The following is a 16,325-nucleotide window of genomic DNA, read 5'->3' on the forward strand; positions in this document are numbered from 1 at the left end:
CATGAGCCAGGGTTTCCTGTCCGTCGCGGGAGCGGCCAAGACCTTCGGCGCCGCCACCGTGCTCGACGGCGTCGATCTGTCGATGGACCGCGGCGAGTTCGTCTCGCTGCTGGGTCCCTCGGGCTGCGGCAAGACCACGCTGCTGCGGATCGTGGCCGGGCTGATGCGGCCCGACCAGGGCCGCGTCGCGCTCGACGGGCAGGACATCACCCGGCTGCCGCCGCACAAGCGCGACGTCAGCGTCGTGTTCCAGAGCTATGCGCTGTTTCCGCATCTCACGGTGGCGGAGAACGTCGCCTTCGGCTTGCGGGCGCGCGGCGCGCCCTCAGGCGAGGTCGCGCCGGCGGTGGCGCGTTTTCTCGATCTCGTGCAGATGGGCGCCTATGCCGAGCGCTCGATCAAGGCGCTGTCGGGCGGCCAGCAGCAGCGCGTGGCCGTGGCGCGTGCGCTCGTCGTCGGGCCGAAGCTCTTGCTGCTCGACGAGCCCTTCTCGGCGCTCGACCGCAAGCTGCGCGAGACCATGCAGATCGACCTGAAGCGCCTGCTGCGCGAGGTCGGCACCACCGCGATCTTCGTCACGCATGACCAGGACGAGGCGCTGACGATGTCGGACCGGATCGCGGTGATGCATCGCGGCCGGATCGAGCAGCTGGATACGCCGGCCGCGATCTATGCCAAGCCGGCGACGCCCTTCGCGCTCGGCTTCGTCGGCCTCTCGACGCGGCTTCCCGGCACCGTGACCGACTCCACCGACGGCATCGTCACGGTGGCGACGCAGGCCGGCCCGCTGCGCGGCCCGGGCCACTTCCTGCCCGGCAGCCCCGTCCTGCTCGGCGTGCGGCCTGAGCGCATCGCGCTCGACCATGGCGGCGCCAACCGGATCGAGGCCCCGCTCGCGGACGCCGCCTTCCAGGGCGCGCGGGTGCAGTTGCATTTCCAGGCCCCGCCCGACGGGCAGATCCTGGTCGAGACGCCGTCCCTGCCTGCCGCGGCGGGGCCCGGCACGTCGCTGAAGATGTCCTGGGCGATCGACGATACGCTGGTCTACCCCGCACCGAGCGCCGCGGCATGAGCGCGTCGCGACGTCTGGACCCGGTGCTGCTGCTGGCGCTGCCGGCGGTGCTCTATCTCGCCATCGTCTATGGCGTCCCGTTGATGATGCTGCTCGGCCGCAGCATCCTCAACGGCGGCACCCCGTCGCTCGCCCCCTTCGTGGCCTTCCTGTCCGACCCCTTCAGCTGGACTGTGATCGGCAACACGCTGCGGATCGCGGTGCTGGTGACGCTGCTGTGCCTGCTGATCGGCTATCCGACGGCCCTGGCGCTGGCGCGGGCGCGCGGCGCGGCGCAGGCGCTGATCCTGGTGGCGATCATCCTGCCGCTCTCGGTCGGCGTCGTGGTCAAGGCCTTCGCCTGGCAGATCGTGCTGCGGCGCGACGGCGTAGTCTCGCAACTGATGATGGGCCTGGGCCTGTGGAGCGAGCCGCAGCGCCTGCTCTTCACCGAGGCCGGCCTCGTGATCGGCGCGGCCAACGTCTTCGTGCCCTTCATGATCCTGCCGATCTATTCCGTCCTGAAGCTGGTCGATCCGCGGCTCGGCGAGGCGGCGGCGACGCTCGGCGCCTCGCCGCTCTACCGCTTCTTCAAGGTCGCCCTGCCCCTCTCGCTGCCCGGCATCGTCACCGGCGTCGCCTTCGTCTTCTCGATGGCGGCCTCCATGTACGTCATCCCCAACCTGCTGATCGGTGACCGTTTCCAGACGCTGGCGACGCTAACGGGCCGCTCCTTCCTGTTCATGCGCAACGAGCAGCTGGGATCGACGACGGCGGTTGTCCTGCTCGTGCTGACAGTGGCGGTCGTGGTCGGCAGCGCCGCGCTCTCGAAGCGGCTGGGAGGCGCGTCGTGACGGCCATCGAGCGCATCGCCTCGGCCGTCGTCTGGGCGCTGGCCGCCTTCACGGTGGTCTTCCTGCTGACGCCGCTGGTCGTCACCGTGCTGGTGTCGTTCGGATCGAGCGCCGTCTTCACGCTGCCGGCGCCGAGCTGGTCGCTGCGCTGGTACCAGGCGCTCGGCCGTTCGCGCGAGCTCTGGCCGGTCGTCGCGACCTCGGTCCAGCTCGCGGCGCTGTCCACCGCAATCGCGCTTGGGCTCGGCACGCTCTGCGCCATCGGCCTGCTGCGCGGCCAGTTCCGCGGCCGCGACGGCATCGTCACCTTCCTGGTCTCGCCCCTGATGCTGCCCGGCCTCGTCATCGGCATCGCGATGCTGGAGAGCTTCCGGGCGGCGGGCCTGCGCGACGTGTGGGCCAGCCTGATCCTGGCCCATGTCGTGATCACGCTGCCTTACGTGGTGCGCACCGTCTATGCGGCGCTCTCACTGTTCGACTTCACGCTGATCGACGCCGCCCGCACGCTCGGGCTGTCCTATCCCAAGGCTGTTCTCAAGGTGCTGGTGCCCTCGCTCGCCCCGGCCTTCCTCACCTCGGGAATGTTCGCTTTCCTGGCGTCGATGGATAACTATCCGATCTCGATCTTCTTCACCGACGCCTGGACCAAGACCTTGCCCATCCAGATGCTGCAATATGTCGAGGAAAGCCCCGATCCGACGATCGCGGCGATCTCCGCGCTCCTGATCCTGCTCGCCGCCGCCGTGCTCGTCATCGGCGACCGGCTGGTGGGGCTACGTCGGATGGCCGATCTCTGATGGCGGCTCTCGAAAGCGACCGCGATTTCCGCGGCTATGGCGACACCCCGCCTGAGATCCGCTGGCCGAACGACGCGCGGCTTGCCGTCTCCGTCGTGGTCAATGTCGAGGAGGGCGCGGAGCTCTCGATCGGCCAGGGCGACGAGCGCAACGAGAGCGTCTACGAGGTGGTCGAGGAGATCACTGGCGTGCGCGATCTCTGCATGGAATCGCATTTCGAATATGGCCCGCGCGCCGGCTGGCCGCGCATCCGCGCGCTGCTCAGGCAATACGGCGTGGCCGCGACGCTGAACGCCAATGGCCGTGCCGTGGCGCTCTCGCCCTGGCTGGCGCAGGAGGCAGTGGCCGACGGGCACGAGGTCGCCGCCCATGGCTGGCGCTGGGAGCGCCACGCCCATATGGACGAGGCGCAGGAGCGCGAGGCGATCGCGCGCGCGGTTGAAGCGATCACGGAGGCCGCCGGCATGCCACCGGTCGGCTGGCACACGCGCTCGGCGACCTCGCTCAACACCCGCCGGCTCCTGCGCGAGCATGGCGGCTTCCTCTATGATTCCAACGCCTACAATGACGACCTTCCCTTTCTGGTCGATGTCGAGGGCGGGCCGCATCTGGTGCTGCCCTATGCCTTCGACACCAATGACATGCGTTTCCAGCGCGGCGGTGGCTTCGTCTTCAGCGACGATTTCGCGCGCTACTGCATCGATGCGTTCGACCGGCTCTATGAAGAAGGCGGCACGGCTCCGCGGATGATGTCGGTCGGGCTGCACTTACGCATCATCGGCCGGCCCGGACGGATCGGGGGGCTCGAGCGCTTCCTGGCGCATGCGGCGTCGAAGCCCGGCGTCTGGTTCGCGCGGCGCGACGCGATCGCGCGACACTGGCTGGCGGAGCTGGGTAGAGGGTGAATGTTCAAGCCCGCCCCGTCATGGGCGGGCATAGAACGAGCCCTCATCCTGAGGAGCGCTCCGCAGGAGCGTGTCTCGAAGGATGCTCCAGATGGTTCAAGAGCCTCCTGGATCATCCTTCGAGACGCCGCGTGCCGCGGCTCCTCAGGATGAGGGCTTGCTAGGTTATGATGGCATCGGGGACTTTGAGCCATGACCCACCGCGACCTCGAAGGCTATGCCGGCGCCTGGCCGGATTTCTCCTGGCCGAATGGCCGGCGGCTTGCCGTCTCGGTCGTGATCAATTTCGAGGAGGGTGCGGAGCTTCAGGTCGGCGACGGCGATGCGCGCTCGGAGAGCACGGGCGAGGTGATCAGCGTCGTCCCCGCCGGCAAGCGCGACCAGGGCCAGGAGCAGATCTTCGGCTATGGCACGCGCGCCGGGCTCTGGCGCATGCTCGACGCGCTCGACGACAGCGCCATCCGCGCGACGATCTTCTTCTGCGGCCGCGCGGTCGAACGCTCGCCCGCGCTGGCGAAGGCGGTGGTGGCGCGCGGCCATGAACCGGCCGTGCATGGCTGGCGCTGGCGGCCCCATGCCGACTACGAAACCGCCGAGGCGGAGGCCGCCGACATCGACGCTTGTGTCGCCACCATCACGGCCGCGACGGGGGTCGCGCCTGTCGGCTTCTTCTGCCGTGGCGGGGAGAGCCCCTGGACGCGGGAGATTCTGGCACAGCGGGGCTTTCTCTACACCTCCAACGGCTTCGACGACGACCTGCCCTATTGGGATCGCGCACCGGGGCGCCCGCCTCTGCTCGTCGTGCCCTATGCGCTCGACAGCAACGACATGAAGTTCTTCCACCCCAACGGCTTCGTCCGAGCCCGCGAGATGGTCGAGTACGTCACCGACGCGCTCGACGTGCTGGAGGCCGAGGCCGCGCGCGGCCTGCCGCGGCTGCTCAATCTCGGCTTCCACCTGCGGATCGTCGGGCGCCCGGCGCGCTTCGCCGCCTTTCGCGACATCATGAACCTGCTGGCGGCCCGGCGCGACCGACTCTGGATCGCGGGCCGCGCCGAGATTGCGCGAGCCTTCATCGCTGCCGTGCCGGAGAGCCCCTGATGCGCCTGCTGCTGATCAACCCCAACACCAATGCCGGCACCACCAGCATGATGCGCGGCATCGCCCAGGCCACGGCATCGGCCGGCACCGTCATCGACGCCATGAGCGCGCCCTATGGCGTGCCGCTCATCACCAACGAAGAGGCACTGGCCCAGTCGGCCAAGGCTGTGCAGGCGCTGACGGGGGCGATCACCACGGCGCCGCCCGACGGCGTCATCATTGCCGCCTTCGGCGATCCCGGCCTGGCGGCGCTGCGGCTGCGCCTCTCCTGCCCGGTCACCGGCATCGCAGAGGCCGGCATGGCCGAGGCCGGAGCGGGCCGGCGGCCCTTCGCGGTGGTGACGACGACGCCCGATCTCGTCGGCTCGATCACCGGGCTGGCACAGGCCTATGGCCATGAGAAGACGTTCCGGGGCGTCGCGCTGACCAAGGGCGACGTCCATGCAATCATGGCCGATCACGCCACGCTGGTGGAGGCGCTGGCCGAAGCCTGCGCGGAGGCGATCGAGACGATGGGGGCGCAGGCGCTGGTGATCGGCGGCGGCCCGCTCGGCCAGGCGGCGCAATCACTCAATCTGCGCTTCTCGGTGCCGGTGATCGCGCCGATCCCCGCGGCCGTGCGGCTGGCGCAGAAGCGGGTTTCGCGGGGGCATTGAGCTTCATCCCAGGTGGCGGGCCTAACCTCCACCGTCATCCTGGACCGGCCGCGCAGCGGCGCAGGCCGGGATCCATCATAGGGCTCCGACTGCGCTCGATGATGGATCCCGGTTGGCCTTCGGCCGCCCAGGATGACGGCCGCGATCGCTGAGCCCGGTACCCCAGCAGGTGAGCCCGTCAGAAGCGCCCGCTCGGGCGGTAGTAGGGCTCGTCGCCCTGCCCGTCGAGATAGCCGTCATAGAAGCGCCGGACATGCGGCAGCAGCGCCTGCGAGAGGGCGATGCGGTCCTGCTCGGCCGGCGTCTTCGGCTTCGCCAGCGCCTCGGCGAGGCCGGCCAGAACGGTATCCCGGTCGAGCCTCGTGAAGCGGCGCTCGCGATAGACGAATTCGCCGGCGATCATGACGCTGTGGACGGCCTTCGCCTTGGCGCGCTGGACCAGCACCTCGACGAAGCCGAGGCCATCGTCCTGATAGGGATAGGTCACCGCCGGCCAGTCGAACATCACGAGATCGGCGGCCATGCCGGGCTCGAGACGGCCGATGCGGCCGGCGAAAGGCGTCGTGCGCGCGCCGCCTTCGGTCGCCATGCGCAGCACCTGCGCCGGCGAGGGATGGGGTGCGTCGATGCCCGGCTCGCGATGGGCGCGCAGGACGAGCCGCATCTCCTGCAGCATGTCACGGTCGTCGTTGATGCCGGCCTCGTCGATGCCGATGGCGACGGGGATGCCGCGGGCGAGGAAGCGGTTGACCGGCGCGACACCGCTTTTCAGCCGGAAATTCGAGCTGCAATTGTGGCAGATGCAGACGCCACGATCGGCGGCGAGCTCGATATCGGCCTCGCTCATCCAGACGCCGTGGCCAATGGTGAAATGCGGGCCGAGCAGGCCGAGCCGGTCGAGATGGGCGAGCGCCGAGCCGCCCGTGCGCTTGCGGGCATAGGCCTTCTGATAGGGCGTCTCCAGCACATGCATATGGACCGGCAGCCCGGTGCGGCGCTGCAGCTCGCCGGTAACGTCGAGGGCTTCCTCCGAGAGCCAGTGCAGGTTGGCGGGCGCGATCTGGATGCGGATTCGGTCACCGTTGCCATGGCGCGACAGCAATTCGTCGAAGACCGCGACCTGGTCGGAGAGCGGCACGGTGAAGCGCTGGAAGAAGGCTCTGGCCGCCGGACGCAGCTCCTCGGGCAGGCGGGCGACGAAATCCTGGTCGGCCTCGTAGACGAGCCGGTTCTGGTCGCGCAGCGCCATCGAATAGGAGGCGCGCATGCCGATGTCGCGATAAGCACTGATGACCTTCTCGGCGGCGGCGAGAATGTCGGCCGGCGTTCCCGGCGCGCGGCTGTGGAGGTGCTGCACGGTGGTGACGCCGCTCTCGATCATCTCGAAGGCCGAGAACAGCGTGTCGGCATAGAGATCGACATCGCGCAGCGCGATGCGGCTGGCGAACCAGAGTTCCAGCGGGTGGTCGGGCGAGCCGAGCTGCAGCGGCGTCAGGCCGACATGGTGATGCGCGTTGACGAAGCCCGGCGTGATCGCGAACTCGCGCCCGCCGGTCACGGTCGCTTCGGGATAGGCCGCCTTCAGATCGGCGAGCGGCCCGGTCGCGACGATGATGCCGCCCTCGCAGGCGACACCGGCGTCCTGCAGGACGACCGGCTCGCCTGCGGCGTCGAAGCCGGTGAGGAGCGTCCCGCCCCAGATGATCTGTGTGGTCATGCCTACTCGTCCAGCAGCCGCAGCCGCGTCAGGCGGCTCGGATTGCTCTCGGCGAGCAGGATGTCGCCGCCCGGCATGCCGTAGATGCCATGCGCGCCATTGAGGAACGGCCGGCAGCGGCCGAGGCGCTCGCCATGAGGGCCGATCTTCTGCAGGGTCGGCTGGGTGTCGGTGACATAGGTGTTGCCGTCCTCGTCGCCCCAGATCGCGACGGGGTCGCGGAAATGGCTCCAGGTTGCGAGGTGCTGGCCGTTGCGGTCGAAGACCTGAACGCGGTTGTACGTGCGGTCGACCACGACGACACGGCCATCGGCATGAGTCCAGAGCGCATGCGGCCAGCCGAACTGGCCCTCGCCCGAGCCGTGCTCTCCCCAGCTGTGGAGATGGACGCCATAGGCCGAAAAGCGGTGGATGCGGCTCGCGGCATAGCCATCGGCGACATAGATGTCGCCCCAGGCCGAAACATGCACGTCGGTCGGATGGTTGAAGGGCGAAAGCGGCTCGCCGCGCTGGCCGAGGCCGCCCAGGCGCTCGCCGCTCGCCGAGCAGATGACGATCTCATGCATGTCGCGGTCGACGCAGAGGAGACGCCCCTGCGCATCGACGGTGAGCATGTGGGAATCGGCGATCAGGTCGCCGCCCCAGCCGCCGAGATACTCCCCCTCTGCCGACAGCTCGACGACGCGCGGATCGTCGGGTTGAGTCAGCGGGTCGTGCCGCAGCATGACGAAGATGTGCCCGCGGGCGTCGACCGTCACATCGGTGACGAAGCCGGCATTCTGCGGCCAGGAGCCGAAGGGCCGCTCGATCAGGTAGCGGGCATCGCCGAGGGCGACGATCAAATCGGGCTTGGGCAAGGGGGCATCCTATCGTGAAAGGGCTGCGCCCGGCGTCATTCTCGGCCGGAGCGCAGAGAAGAGCCGAGAATCTCCGGCAGGAGATGCTCGGGTCAAGCCCGAGCATGACGCGCGTCAGGCCGGCTGGAAAGGATGCGTCTTCGCCCAGTGCTTCGAAATATCGAGCCGGCCGGTCACCCAGACGTTCTCGTGCTTCTGGACATAGTCGAGGAAGCGCGCGAGGCCGGCGGCGCGGGCCGGGTGACCGATCAGGCGCATGTGCAGGCCGACCGACATCATCTTGGGCTGGGTCGCGCCCTCGGCATAGAGCATGTCGAAGGCATCCTTGTGCCAGTCGAAATAGTCGTTCGAGGTGCCGAAGAAGCCCGAGCCGAACTTGCCGTCATTGTTGACGAGCGAGTAGGGCACGACGAGGTGCGGCTTGCCGTCGACCACCTTCCAATAGGGCAACTCGTCGTCATAGGCGTCGGAATCATAGAGGAAACCGCCCTCCTCCACGATCAGCTTGCGGGTGTTCACGCTCGGCCCATAGCGGCAGTACCAGCCCAGCGGACGCTCGCCGACCGTGGCTTCGAGCGACCTGATCGCTTTGGCGATATGCTCGCGCTCCTCGGCCTCCGTCAGGTCGTAATGCTTGATCCAGCGCCAGCCATGGCAGCAGACGTCGAAACCGGAAGCCCGGATCGCGGCCGCGGCGTCGGGGTTGCGCTCGATGGCGAGCGCGCAGCCGAACACCGTCATCGGCAGGCCACGCTCCTGGAACAGCCGCATCAGCCGCCAGAAGCCGACGCGGCTGCCATAGGCGAACATGCCCTCCCCGGCGAGGTCGCGGCCCTTGACCCCGGTCGGCAGGCCGTTCGCCTCGGTCAGGCCGAGCTCGGTGTAGCCCTCGCCGTCCTGGATCGAGGGCTCGGAGCCTTCCTCGTAGTTCATCACGAAGTTGATCGCGATGCGGGCGCCGCCCGGCCATTGCGGGTTGGGCGGGTTGGCGCCGTAGCCGATGAGGTCGCGGTCGTATGTCATGTCAGCCTCCATCCCGCAGGCATTCTACCGAACACGTCATTCTCGGGCGGAGCGAAGCGCAGACCCGAGAATCTCCGGCAAGAGATGCTCGGGGCGAGCCCGAGCATGACGCGCCATATCGCCGTGCGAAGCCTCACCCGCTCATCCGCCGCGTCAGGCCGGTCAGGCGGTCCATCACGATCATCAGGATCAGCGTCGCGAGGATCAGCACGCCGGCAATGGCGGCGATGCGGACGTCGAGCGTCGTCTCCATCATCCCCCACATCCGGATCGGCAGCATGGCCGTGCGCGCGGTCGAGAGGAAGAGCGAGACCGGGACATTGTCCATCGAGGAGATGAAGGCGAGGAAGCAGCCCGCCGCGATGCCCGGCGCGATCAGCGGCAGGGTGATCCGGCGAAAGCCATAGAGGCGGCTCGCGCCGAGATTGGCGGAGGCCTCGAGCAGGGCCGGATCGAGCTGCGACAGGCTCGCCAGCGTGGTCCGGAAGACGAAGGGCGCGATCACCACGAGATGGCCCGCGATCAGCAGGTTGAGCGAGGGCCTGATGCCGAGCACGGAGAAGAACATCAGCGCGGCCAGGCCGTAGGACAGCGTCGGCAGCACCAGCGGCGACAGGAAGCTCGCCTCCAGCACGCGCGCCGAGGGCCGCGCGACCCGTGAAATCGCCAGCGCCGCGAACACGGCGAGCACGCCGCCGATGGCGGTGGCGAGGGCGGCGACCCAGAGGCTGTTGAGCGCTGCCGTGTGAATCTGGGCCGAGCGGGCCGGGTTGAACAATTCGCCGTACCAGCGCAGCGACAGGCCGGGCGGCGGGAATTTCAGCGTCTGCGAGGTGGTAAAGGAGGTCGCGATCACGACCAGCACCGGCCCGATCAGGATCAGGATGCCCAGCCCCGCGAGCAGGCCGATGATCCAGGAATAGCCGACGTCACCGAGCGTGGAGCGCTGCATGGCCTATTCCCCCTTGTCATTCCGGGGCGCGCCCACAGGCGCGAACCCGGAACCCACGACTGGGTCAATCGTGCAGGTTGTCTCTCGGCTCGCCCCGTCGTGGATTCCGGGTTCATCGCTGCGCGATGCCCCGGAAAGACAGCTGTGCAGGATCATCACAATCATCAGCTCGTCCTGGCGAAGCGGCCGAGCCAGCCGAGCGCCATGATGCCCGCCAGCACGGTGAAGAGCAGCGTCAGCGAGGCGACCGCCGCGAAGGGCCAGTTGTAGACCACCATGGACTGCTGCCAGATCAGCGAGGGCAAATAGACCAGCCGCGCGCCGCCGATGACCGATTGCGAGATGAAGGCGGTGGTCGCCGAGGCGAAGACCAGCGTCGCACCGGCGATCCAGCCCGGCAGCGTCAGCGGCAGGATCACCCGGAAGAAGGTCCGCCATTTCGAGGCACCGAGCGCGCGCGAGGCATCGACGAGGTTCTGGTCCATCTGGTTCATGATGGTCAGAAGCGGCAGCAGCATCAGCGGCATCTCGATCTGCGTCAGCGCAATGACGAGGCCGAGTTCGGTCTGCAGCAGATTGAGCGGGGTCGAGGTCAGCCCGAGCCCGATCAGCGTCTGGTTGAGCACGCCCTCGCGCGCCAGGATGACGATCCAGGCGAAGGTGCGGATCACGACCGAGGTCAGGAGCGGCATCAGGATGATGAAGATCAGCAGCCGCTGCACGCGCGGGCTCGACGCCCGGAAGACCAGCGCGAGCGGATAGGCGAGCAGCGTCGTCGCCAGCACGGCGAAGACGCCAAGCTTGAGCGTGTCGAAGATCACCTTCCGGTAGAAGGCATCGCCATAGAACTTGGTCCAGGAATCGAGCCCCAGCCGCGTCTGCTCGGCATCGGCATAGAAGCTGATGCCGAGCAGGATCGCGAAGGGGGCTGCGAAGAAGGCGAGATAGGTCAGGCCGAGCGGCGCCGCGAGACGCCAGTCGACCCTGGCCCCCGGAACACCACCGCTCCCGGCGGCCGCTGCAGCCATGCCTGCCATCGTGGCGTCCTACTTGGTGATTTCCTTGTTGAAGCGCTCGATCCAGGCGGCGCGCTGCGGGTTGATCACCGTCCAGTCATGCGTGACCATCGTCGCCAGTTCGTCGAGCGACTTGATGTCGAGCGTCTCGACCAGCTTCACGTCCTTGTTGATCGGGACCATGTTGTAGGGCTGCTTCTGCAGCTCGGCCTGAACATCCGACGAGATCGCGGTGTCGATGTACTTGTAGGCGTTGGCGACGTTGTCGGCGCCCTTCACGATGTGCAGCGTGGTCTGGAAGGTGATCGCGCCGGTCTCGGGCTTGATGAACTCGATATCGACGCCACGACCCTTCAGCGTCGCGACCGTGTTGGTGTTGGTATACATGATGTCGATCTGCCCCTGCTGGAACAGGCCGGGCATGGCGGCGGGCGCGGCGACCGCGGCCGCCTTCGACACAGCCTTCTTCAGCTCGGCGAAGACCGGCTCGACATTGGTGGCGGAGCCGCCGAAGACCTTCGCCATCTCGATGATCGAGACCGTGCCGAAGGTGGTCTGGAAGCCGGTGAGGCCCAGCCGCTCGACATAGGGGCTCTTGAACAGGTCGGCCCAGCCCTTGGGCGGGGTCGCGAACTTCTTGGGGTTGTAGGCGATGCCGACGACCTGGGCGTTGCAGGTCACGCCATGCGACTTGATCAGGCCCGCGGGCACCTTCGCGGCATTGGTCAGCTTGGCGGGGTCGATCGGCTCGAACAGGCCGGCGGCCTGCGCCGCCGCGGCCGGGCCGGGATCGAGCACGAAGCAGTCGAAGGGCGGCACGCCGCGCGCGGCGCGCACCTTGGCGACCTGATCGACGGCAAACAGCGCGTCGAAGGCGACGTCGACACCAGCGTTCTTCTTCAGCGCAGGCGCGACGACGCCGCGATAGGCCTCCTCCCAGGTGCCGGGATAGATCGCGGCGGTGAGGCTGCCGGAGGCGCTGGCGCGCAGCGGCAGGAGCGACGCCAGGCCGAGCGCGCCGGCGCCGGCCAGGAGATCTCGACGGTTCATCTGTGTCATCGGCATGGGCTCCGGATCAGGGTTGAGAGGCGGGAAAGAGAACGGGGCGGGCGTGGTCGGCGAGCCCGCAATAGGCGGTGCCCGAGCGGCCCGAGGCCATGCCGGGACGGCGCGACATGGCAATCTTCAGCGAGCTGCCATCGGCACTGGTGACGTCATGGATCAGTTCGCCGCCGATCGGCAGGCTCAGCTTGAGCTCGACCGGGAAACGGCCCTCGCCGGCTTCGTCGGCGAGCCGCATCTGCTCGGGACGGACCGAGACGAGAACCGGCTGGCCCGGCGCGAAGCGGGCGGCGGACGGCACGGTCCAGGCGGCGCCGTTGCCCAGCGTCACCGCGTAGCCGCCCTCGACAGGCGCCGCGATCTGCCCGCTCAGCAGGTTGCTCGAGCCGATGAAGCTGTTGACGAAGAGCGTGGCGGGCTCGTCATAGATCTGCACCGGCGTGCCGAGTTGCTCGATTTTGCCCTGGCTCATCACGGCGATGCGGTCGGCGATCGCCATCGCCTCGTCCTGGTCGTGCGTGACCATGATCGCAGTCAGGGCGAACTGGCGCTGCAGTCGCTTGATTTCGATCTGCATGTCGAGGCGAAGGTTCTTGTCGAGCGCCGCGAAAGGCTCGTCGAGCAGCAGGATGCGCGGCCGCATGGCCAGTGCCCGTGCCAGCGCGACACGCTGCTGCTGCCCGCCGGAGAGCTGCTTGGGCTTGCGGTCGCCGAAGCCCGCCATCTGCACGGTGGCGAGCATCTCCTCGACACGCTGCGTCTGGACGGAGCGGCTCTCGCCGCGGGCGGCGAGCCCATAAGCGATGTTCTCGGCCACCGTCATATGCGGGAACAGCGCGTAGTTCTGGAAGACGATGCCGATCTCGCGGCGGTTGGGCGGCAGGGTGTCGATCGGGCGGCCATCGATCAGGACCTTGCCGTTGCCCTGCTGGATGAAGCCGGCGACGATCCGCAGCAGCGTGGTCTTGCCGCAGCCGGAGGGGCCGAGCAGCGCGACCAGTTCGCCGCCCTTGACCTCGAGCGTGACGTTGTCGACCGCCAGCCCGCCGCCATAGCTGTGCGTGATGCCGTCGAGCGTCAGCGGCTGGGCGGACATGGTCGCGGAAGGGGCAGGCGCAGACATCGTGATGGCGACGATCCTCAGGCGGGCCAGAGCCGCCTCGTGAGCAACTGCCATGCCAACCGGATTCCGCAGATCCCGTCGCAGATCGCCGGACGCCTTTCGAGGGCGGGACGCTGCCGTCGCGGCCTTCTGCCTCGATATCTCTCCCGTCCCCGGGCCAATTCGCCCGCTTTGCGAGCGAATGCCTTAAATTCAAGCAAGCCCTATCAGGCGACCCCGCTCTATGCGCTCAAGCCAGCATGCGGGTGTCGCCGCAGACCGAGATCTCCTGTCCCGAGATCGTCTTGGCGAAGGGCGAAGCGAGGAAGACGATCTGTTTGGCGATGTCGGCTGGATCGACGAACTGCTTGATCGAGACGCCGGCGAAGAGGCGCTGCGTCATCTCTTCATGCGAGACGTTGAAACTGCGTGCCTTGTTGGCGATGACGCTCTGGATGCGCGGCCCCTCGACAAGGCCGGGGCAGATCGCGTTGGCGCGGATGCCGAATTCGCCGAGTTCGGCAGAGAGCGCCTTGGTGAAGCCGATGACGCCCCATTTCGCCGCGGCATAGGGCGAGCGCAGCGGGAAGCCGTGCTTGCCGGCCTGGCTGGAGAGATTGACGATCGAGGCGTTTGTCGACTGCTTGAGATGCGGGACGGCGAGCCTGGTGCAGTTGAACTGCCCGGTGAGGTCGATGGCGACGCAAGCATCCCAGTCCTCGGGGGCGATCTCGTCGACGCGTCCCGTCGGGCCCGCGATGCCGGCATTGTTGACCAGGCAGTCGAGCCCGCCCAGCGCCGCCAGCGCCTCCTCCATCAGCCGCGCGACGGCGGCCCGGTCGGAGACGTCGCAGACCGACTGCGTCATCGCCGGATCGCTCTTCGCCATGTCGGCTAGCGCGGCGCGATCCACATCGCAGATATGGACCTTCGCGCCCTCGGCCGCGAAGGCGCGCGCCGTGGCGCGGCCGATGCCGTTGGCGCCGGCCGTCACCAGCACGCGCAGCCCCTCGATCTGCAGATCCATTGCGTCTCTCCCCGTCAGGCCCGAAGCTGGCCCGTTTCCGCGATATGCGCGGCGGCGGCCGCGATGTCGTCTTCGAGCGCCGCGCGGGCGGCCGGCGCGTCCCGGCGGCGCACGGCCTCCAGCAGGCGGGCATGGGCCTGCATGGCGCTGCCGCCTTCCAGCCGGCGCGGCTCGTGGCGCATGTCGAGATTGAGGATCGGGCCCGCCTTGAGCCAGAGCCGCTCGATCATCTCGATCAGGCTCGGCATGGCGGCCGCCTCGTAAAGCGCGAAATGAAGGTCGCGATTGGCGGCGACGGCCGCGGCGCTGTCGGGCGGATCGGCGCTCGCCGCCTGGCGAAAGGCCGCATCAAAAGCCACGATCCGGTCGATATCTGCCGGCGTCGCCTGCCGCGCCGCCTCCTCCGCCGCGAAGCCCTCGACGACGAGGCGCAGCCGCGTCAGCTCGCGAAACTGCGCCAGCGAGAGCACGGGCACGCGCACCGCCCGGCCGGGCAGCACCTCGAGCGCGCCATCGGCCGCGAGCCGGCTGACCGCCTCGCGCACCGGCATCATCGAGACACCCAGCGCCTCGGCCACGCGGCGCAGTGACAGCTTCTCGCCGGGCGCCAGACGGCCCGCAACCAGCAGCGTGCGCAGCTCGCCTGTGACGCGCTCGCCCAGCGTCTCGCGCGGCAGCGCGCCGATGGCGTCGAGCGCCGAGGCGTCGGTCTCCCCCGGGGGAGCCGACCGCTCGGAGGCGGTTCGCAAGGGCTGGACAGCGGCGTTCATGTCTGCCAACCTAACTGTGATCACAGATCACGACAAGCGGCATCAGACCGCTAAACACCATCCGCCGACGCCCCAACGGCGCGGCACTCGTTCTGGGAGGAACGTCCATGTCAGACCTGTTGAAGACGACCCGACTCTCGCGCCGGCAGGCGCTGGCCGGACTCGGCGCCGGCACCGCCGCCGGCCTGATCGCCAGCCCCTCGCTCATCCTGGCGCAGACGCCCGACGCGATCCGCTTCGGCCATCTGACGCCGCGGACGGGCTTTCTCGGCCCGCTCGGCGAATATGGCGTGATGGCGGTCGATCTCGCGGTCGAGGAGATCAACGCGGCGGGCGGCGTCAACGGCCGCAAGCTCGAGGCGCTCAAGGAGGATTCGGTCAATCCGCAGACCGCCTCGACCAAGGCCGAGCGCATGATCGAGCGCGACAAGGTCACCTGCATCCTCGGCGAGATCTCCTCGGCCTCCTGCCTGACGATTTCGCAGGTGGCGGCGCGCAACAAGACGCTCTTCGTCAACACCGGCGGCAATTCCGACGCGCTGCGCGGCGAGAGCTGCAACCGCTACATGTTCCATGTCGAGCACCAGAACTCGATGTATGTGAAGAGCTGCGGCCGCTCGCTGATGGCGCAGGGGCTGGTGAAGGGCAAGAAGTGGTTCTCGCTCACCGCCGACTACGCTTTCGGCCATGACCTGCTGAAGGTCGCCAAGCGCTTCATGGAGGCCAATGGCGGCCAGTTCGCCGCCGACAAGCTGGTGCCGACCGACGCGACCGACTTCTCCGCGCTGCTGCTCGAAATCCGCGCCGCCAAGCCCGATCTCGTGATCTCGAACCTCGCCGGCAATCAGATCACCAACTTCCTGAAGCAGTATTCGGAGTTCGGCCTGACCTTCCCGGTCGCGGGCTTCGGCTTCGACACGGCGCTGGCCTGGGCCGCCGGCAAGGACAATTTCGCCGGCATCTGGCCCTGCGTCTGGCACCATCTGATCGACACCCCCGGCACCAAGGCTTTCGTCGCTGCCTTCACCAAGAAATACGGCAAGCCGCCCGAAAACCAGGCCTGGGGCGACTACATGGCCGTGAAGATCATGGCGCAGTCGATGAACGAGCTGAAATCGACCGAGACGGCCAAGATCCTGGAGCATTGGGAGAAGGGCGCGAAGTTCGACGTGCTCAAGGGCCGGCCGGGCTATTTCCGCGCCTCCGACCACCAGCTCATCAGCGAGATGTACACGATCACGGCGCTGCCGGCCGCGCAGGTCAAGAACCCGTGGGATCTTTTCACCTCCTCGGCCGCCGTGCCCGGCCCCAACGAGGACATGGAGGTCATCGCCACCAGCGGCGACGAGGCCGTCTGCAAGATGAGCTGATCGGGCTTATTCGCCCCTGACACCCGCGCCGTCATCCCGGACAAGCCGCGAAGCGGCGCCGATCC

At 68.2% G+C, this 16,325-nt stretch carries 16 protein-coding genes; 7 read left to right on the plus strand and 9 right to left on the minus strand.

Features of this window, described 5'->3' with window-relative positions; genetic code table 11:
- Nucleotide 1 precedes the first annotated feature (1 nt).
- The 6 genes from Q8S38_RS12420 (at nucleotide 2) to Q8S38_RS12445 (ending at nucleotide 5,364) form a co-directional block, all read left to right on the plus strand.
- Nucleotides 2-1,072 (plus strand): ABC transporter ATP-binding protein, encoded by a 1,071-nt coding sequence (locus Q8S38_RS12420; RefSeq protein ID WP_305680732.1) that lies wholly within the window; start codon nucleotides 2-4, stop codon nucleotides 1,070-1,072.
- Nucleotides 1,069-1,905, plus strand: coding sequence for an ABC transporter permease (locus Q8S38_RS12425; protein WP_305680733.1), 837 nt, complete (start codon nucleotides 1,069-1,071; stop codon nucleotides 1,903-1,905). Before Q8S38_RS12420 ends, Q8S38_RS12425 begins: the two co-directional genes overlap by 4 nt.
- The gene (locus Q8S38_RS12430; protein ID WP_305680734.1) at nucleotides 1,902-2,702 is read left to right on the plus strand and encodes an ABC transporter permease; all 801 of its coding nucleotides are present in this window, start codon (nucleotides 1,902-1,904) and stop codon (nucleotides 2,700-2,702) included. Before Q8S38_RS12425 ends, Q8S38_RS12430 begins: the two co-directional genes overlap by 4 nt.
- The gene (locus Q8S38_RS12435; RefSeq protein ID WP_305680735.1) at nucleotides 2,702-3,607 is read left to right on the plus strand and encodes an allantoinase PuuE; all 906 of its coding nucleotides are present in this window, start codon (nucleotides 2,702-2,704) and stop codon (nucleotides 3,605-3,607) included. The genes Q8S38_RS12430 and Q8S38_RS12435 overlap by 1 nt, the downstream gene beginning before the upstream one ends.
- A gap of 192 nt (nucleotides 3,608-3,799) precedes the next feature.
- Entirely contained in the window at nucleotides 3,800-4,708 is a 909-nt protein-coding gene (locus Q8S38_RS12440; RefSeq protein ID WP_305680736.1) for a polysaccharide deacetylase family protein, read from the plus strand.
- Nucleotides 4,708-5,364, plus strand: coding sequence for an aspartate/glutamate racemase family protein (locus tag Q8S38_RS12445; RefSeq protein ID WP_305680737.1), 657 nt, complete (start codon nucleotides 4,708-4,710; stop codon nucleotides 5,362-5,364). Before Q8S38_RS12440 ends, Q8S38_RS12445 begins: the two co-directional genes overlap by 1 nt.
- Nucleotides 5,365-5,542: 178 nt before the next feature.
- Here the strand turns inward: Q8S38_RS12445 and Q8S38_RS12450 are convergent, their stop codons facing one another.
- The 9 genes from Q8S38_RS12450 to Q8S38_RS12490 all read right to left on the minus strand — a co-directional run bounded on the left by Q8S38_RS12450 (nucleotide 5,543) and on the right by Q8S38_RS12490 (nucleotide 14,890).
- Nucleotides 5,543-7,081, minus strand: a complete 1,539-nt coding sequence (locus tag Q8S38_RS12450) for an amidohydrolase family protein (RefSeq protein ID WP_305680738.1) — start codon at nucleotides 7,079-7,081, stop codon at nucleotides 5,543-5,545.
- Between the two features lie 2 nt (nucleotides 7,082-7,083).
- The gene (locus Q8S38_RS12455) at nucleotides 7,084-7,938 is read right to left on the minus strand and encodes an NHL repeat-containing protein (RefSeq protein WP_305680739.1); all 855 of its coding nucleotides are present in this window, start codon (nucleotides 7,936-7,938) and stop codon (nucleotides 7,084-7,086) included.
- Nucleotides 7,939-8,052: 114 nt separating this feature from the next.
- The gene (locus Q8S38_RS12460; protein WP_305680740.1) at nucleotides 8,053-8,961 is read right to left on the minus strand and encodes an allantoinase PuuE; all 909 of its coding nucleotides are present in this window, start codon (nucleotides 8,959-8,961) and stop codon (nucleotides 8,053-8,055) included.
- A gap of 133 nt (nucleotides 8,962-9,094) precedes the next feature.
- A complete protein-coding gene (locus Q8S38_RS12465; RefSeq protein WP_305680741.1) occupies nucleotides 9,095-9,913 on the minus strand; it encodes an ABC transporter permease in 819 nt (272 codons plus the stop codon).
- 164 nt (nucleotides 9,914-10,077) lie between these two features.
- Nucleotides 10,078-10,941, minus strand: coding sequence for an ABC transporter permease (locus Q8S38_RS12470; RefSeq protein ID WP_291824322.1), 864 nt, complete (start codon nucleotides 10,939-10,941; stop codon nucleotides 10,078-10,080).
- Between the two features lie 18 nt (nucleotides 10,942-10,959).
- Nucleotides 10,960-11,979 (minus strand): extracellular solute-binding protein, encoded by a 1,020-nt coding sequence (locus Q8S38_RS12475; protein WP_305680742.1) that lies wholly within the window; start codon nucleotides 11,977-11,979, stop codon nucleotides 10,960-10,962.
- Nucleotides 11,980-12,004: 25 nt separating this feature from the next.
- On the minus strand, nucleotides 12,005-13,114 hold the full coding sequence (locus Q8S38_RS12480) for an ABC transporter ATP-binding protein (RefSeq protein WP_465247597.1): 1,110 nt from the start codon (nucleotides 13,112-13,114) through the stop codon (nucleotides 12,005-12,007).
- 229 nt (nucleotides 13,115-13,343) lie between these two features.
- Nucleotides 13,344-14,120 (minus strand): SDR family oxidoreductase, encoded by a 777-nt coding sequence (locus Q8S38_RS12485; protein WP_305680744.1) that lies wholly within the window; start codon nucleotides 14,118-14,120, stop codon nucleotides 13,344-13,346.
- Nucleotides 14,121-14,134: 14 nt separating this feature from the next.
- Complete coding sequence (locus Q8S38_RS12490; RefSeq protein WP_305680745.1) at nucleotides 14,135-14,890, minus strand: GntR family transcriptional regulator; 756 nt, start codon at nucleotides 14,888-14,890, stop codon at nucleotides 14,135-14,137.
- A 107-nt stretch (nucleotides 14,891-14,997) separates the two neighbouring features.
- On the opposite strand from Q8S38_RS12490, the gene Q8S38_RS12495 reads away from it, so the two are divergent.
- Nucleotides 14,998-16,260, plus strand: coding sequence for an ABC transporter substrate-binding protein (locus tag Q8S38_RS12495; RefSeq protein WP_305680746.1), 1,263 nt, complete (start codon nucleotides 14,998-15,000; stop codon nucleotides 16,258-16,260).
- Nucleotides 16,261-16,325: the final 65 nt, after the last annotated feature.

The organism is Allobosea sp. (assembly GCF_030695125.1).
Taxonomy (GTDB): Bacteria; Pseudomonadota; Alphaproteobacteria; order Rhizobiales; family Beijerinckiaceae; genus Allobosea.

What these genes read in the sequence shown, in the direction of transcription:
- Q8S38_RS12420 (WP_305680732.1), top strand. Translation starts at nt 2, where the DNA reads ATGAGCCAGGGTTTCCTGTCCGTCGCGGGAGCGGCCAAGACCTTCGGC.
- Q8S38_RS12425 (WP_305680733.1), top strand. Translation starts at nt 1,069, where the DNA reads ATGAGCGCGTCGCGACGTCTGGACCCGGTGCTGCTGCTGGCGCTGCCG.
- Q8S38_RS12435 (WP_305680735.1), top strand. Translation starts at nt 2,702, where the DNA reads ATGGCGGCTCTCGAAAGCGACCGCGATTTCCGCGGCTATGGCGACACC.
- Q8S38_RS12440 (WP_305680736.1), top strand. Translation starts at nt 3,800, where the DNA reads ATGACCCACCGCGACCTCGAAGGCTATGCCGGCGCCTGGCCGGATTTC.
- Q8S38_RS12445 (WP_305680737.1), top strand. Translation starts at nt 4,708, where the DNA reads ATGCGCCTGCTGCTGATCAACCCCAACACCAATGCCGGCACCACCAGC.
- Q8S38_RS12450 (WP_305680738.1), bottom strand. Translation starts at nt 7,081, where the DNA reads ATGACCACACAGATCATCTGGGGCGGGACGCTCCTCACCGGCTTCGAC.
- Q8S38_RS12460 (WP_305680740.1), bottom strand. Translation starts at nt 8,961, where the DNA reads ATGACATACGACCGCGACCTCATCGGCTACGGCGCCAACCCGCCCAAC.
- Q8S38_RS12465 (WP_305680741.1), bottom strand. Translation starts at nt 9,913, where the DNA reads ATGCAGCGCTCCACGCTCGGTGACGTCGGCTATTCCTGGATCATCGGC.
- Q8S38_RS12470 (WP_291824322.1), bottom strand. Translation starts at nt 10,941, where the DNA reads ATGGCTGCAGCGGCCGCCGGGAGCGGTGGTGTTCCGGGGGCCAGGGTC.
- Q8S38_RS12475 (WP_305680742.1), bottom strand. Translation starts at nt 11,979, where the DNA reads ATGAACCGTCGAGATCTCCTGGCCGGCGCCGGCGCGCTCGGCCTGGCG.
- Q8S38_RS12480 (WP_465247597.1), bottom strand. Translation starts at nt 13,114, where the DNA reads ATGTCTGCGCCTGCCCCTTCCGCGACCATGTCCGCCCAGCCGCTGACG.
- Q8S38_RS12485 (WP_305680744.1), bottom strand. Translation starts at nt 14,120, where the DNA reads ATGGATCTGCAGATCGAGGGGCTGCGCGTGCTGGTGACGGCCGGCGCC.
- Q8S38_RS12490 (WP_305680745.1), bottom strand. Translation starts at nt 14,890, where the DNA reads ATGAACGCCGCTGTCCAGCCCTTGCGAACCGCCTCCGAGCGGTCGGCT.
- Q8S38_RS12495 (WP_305680746.1), top strand. Translation starts at nt 14,998, where the DNA reads ATGTCAGACCTGTTGAAGACGACCCGACTCTCGCGCCGGCAGGCGCTG.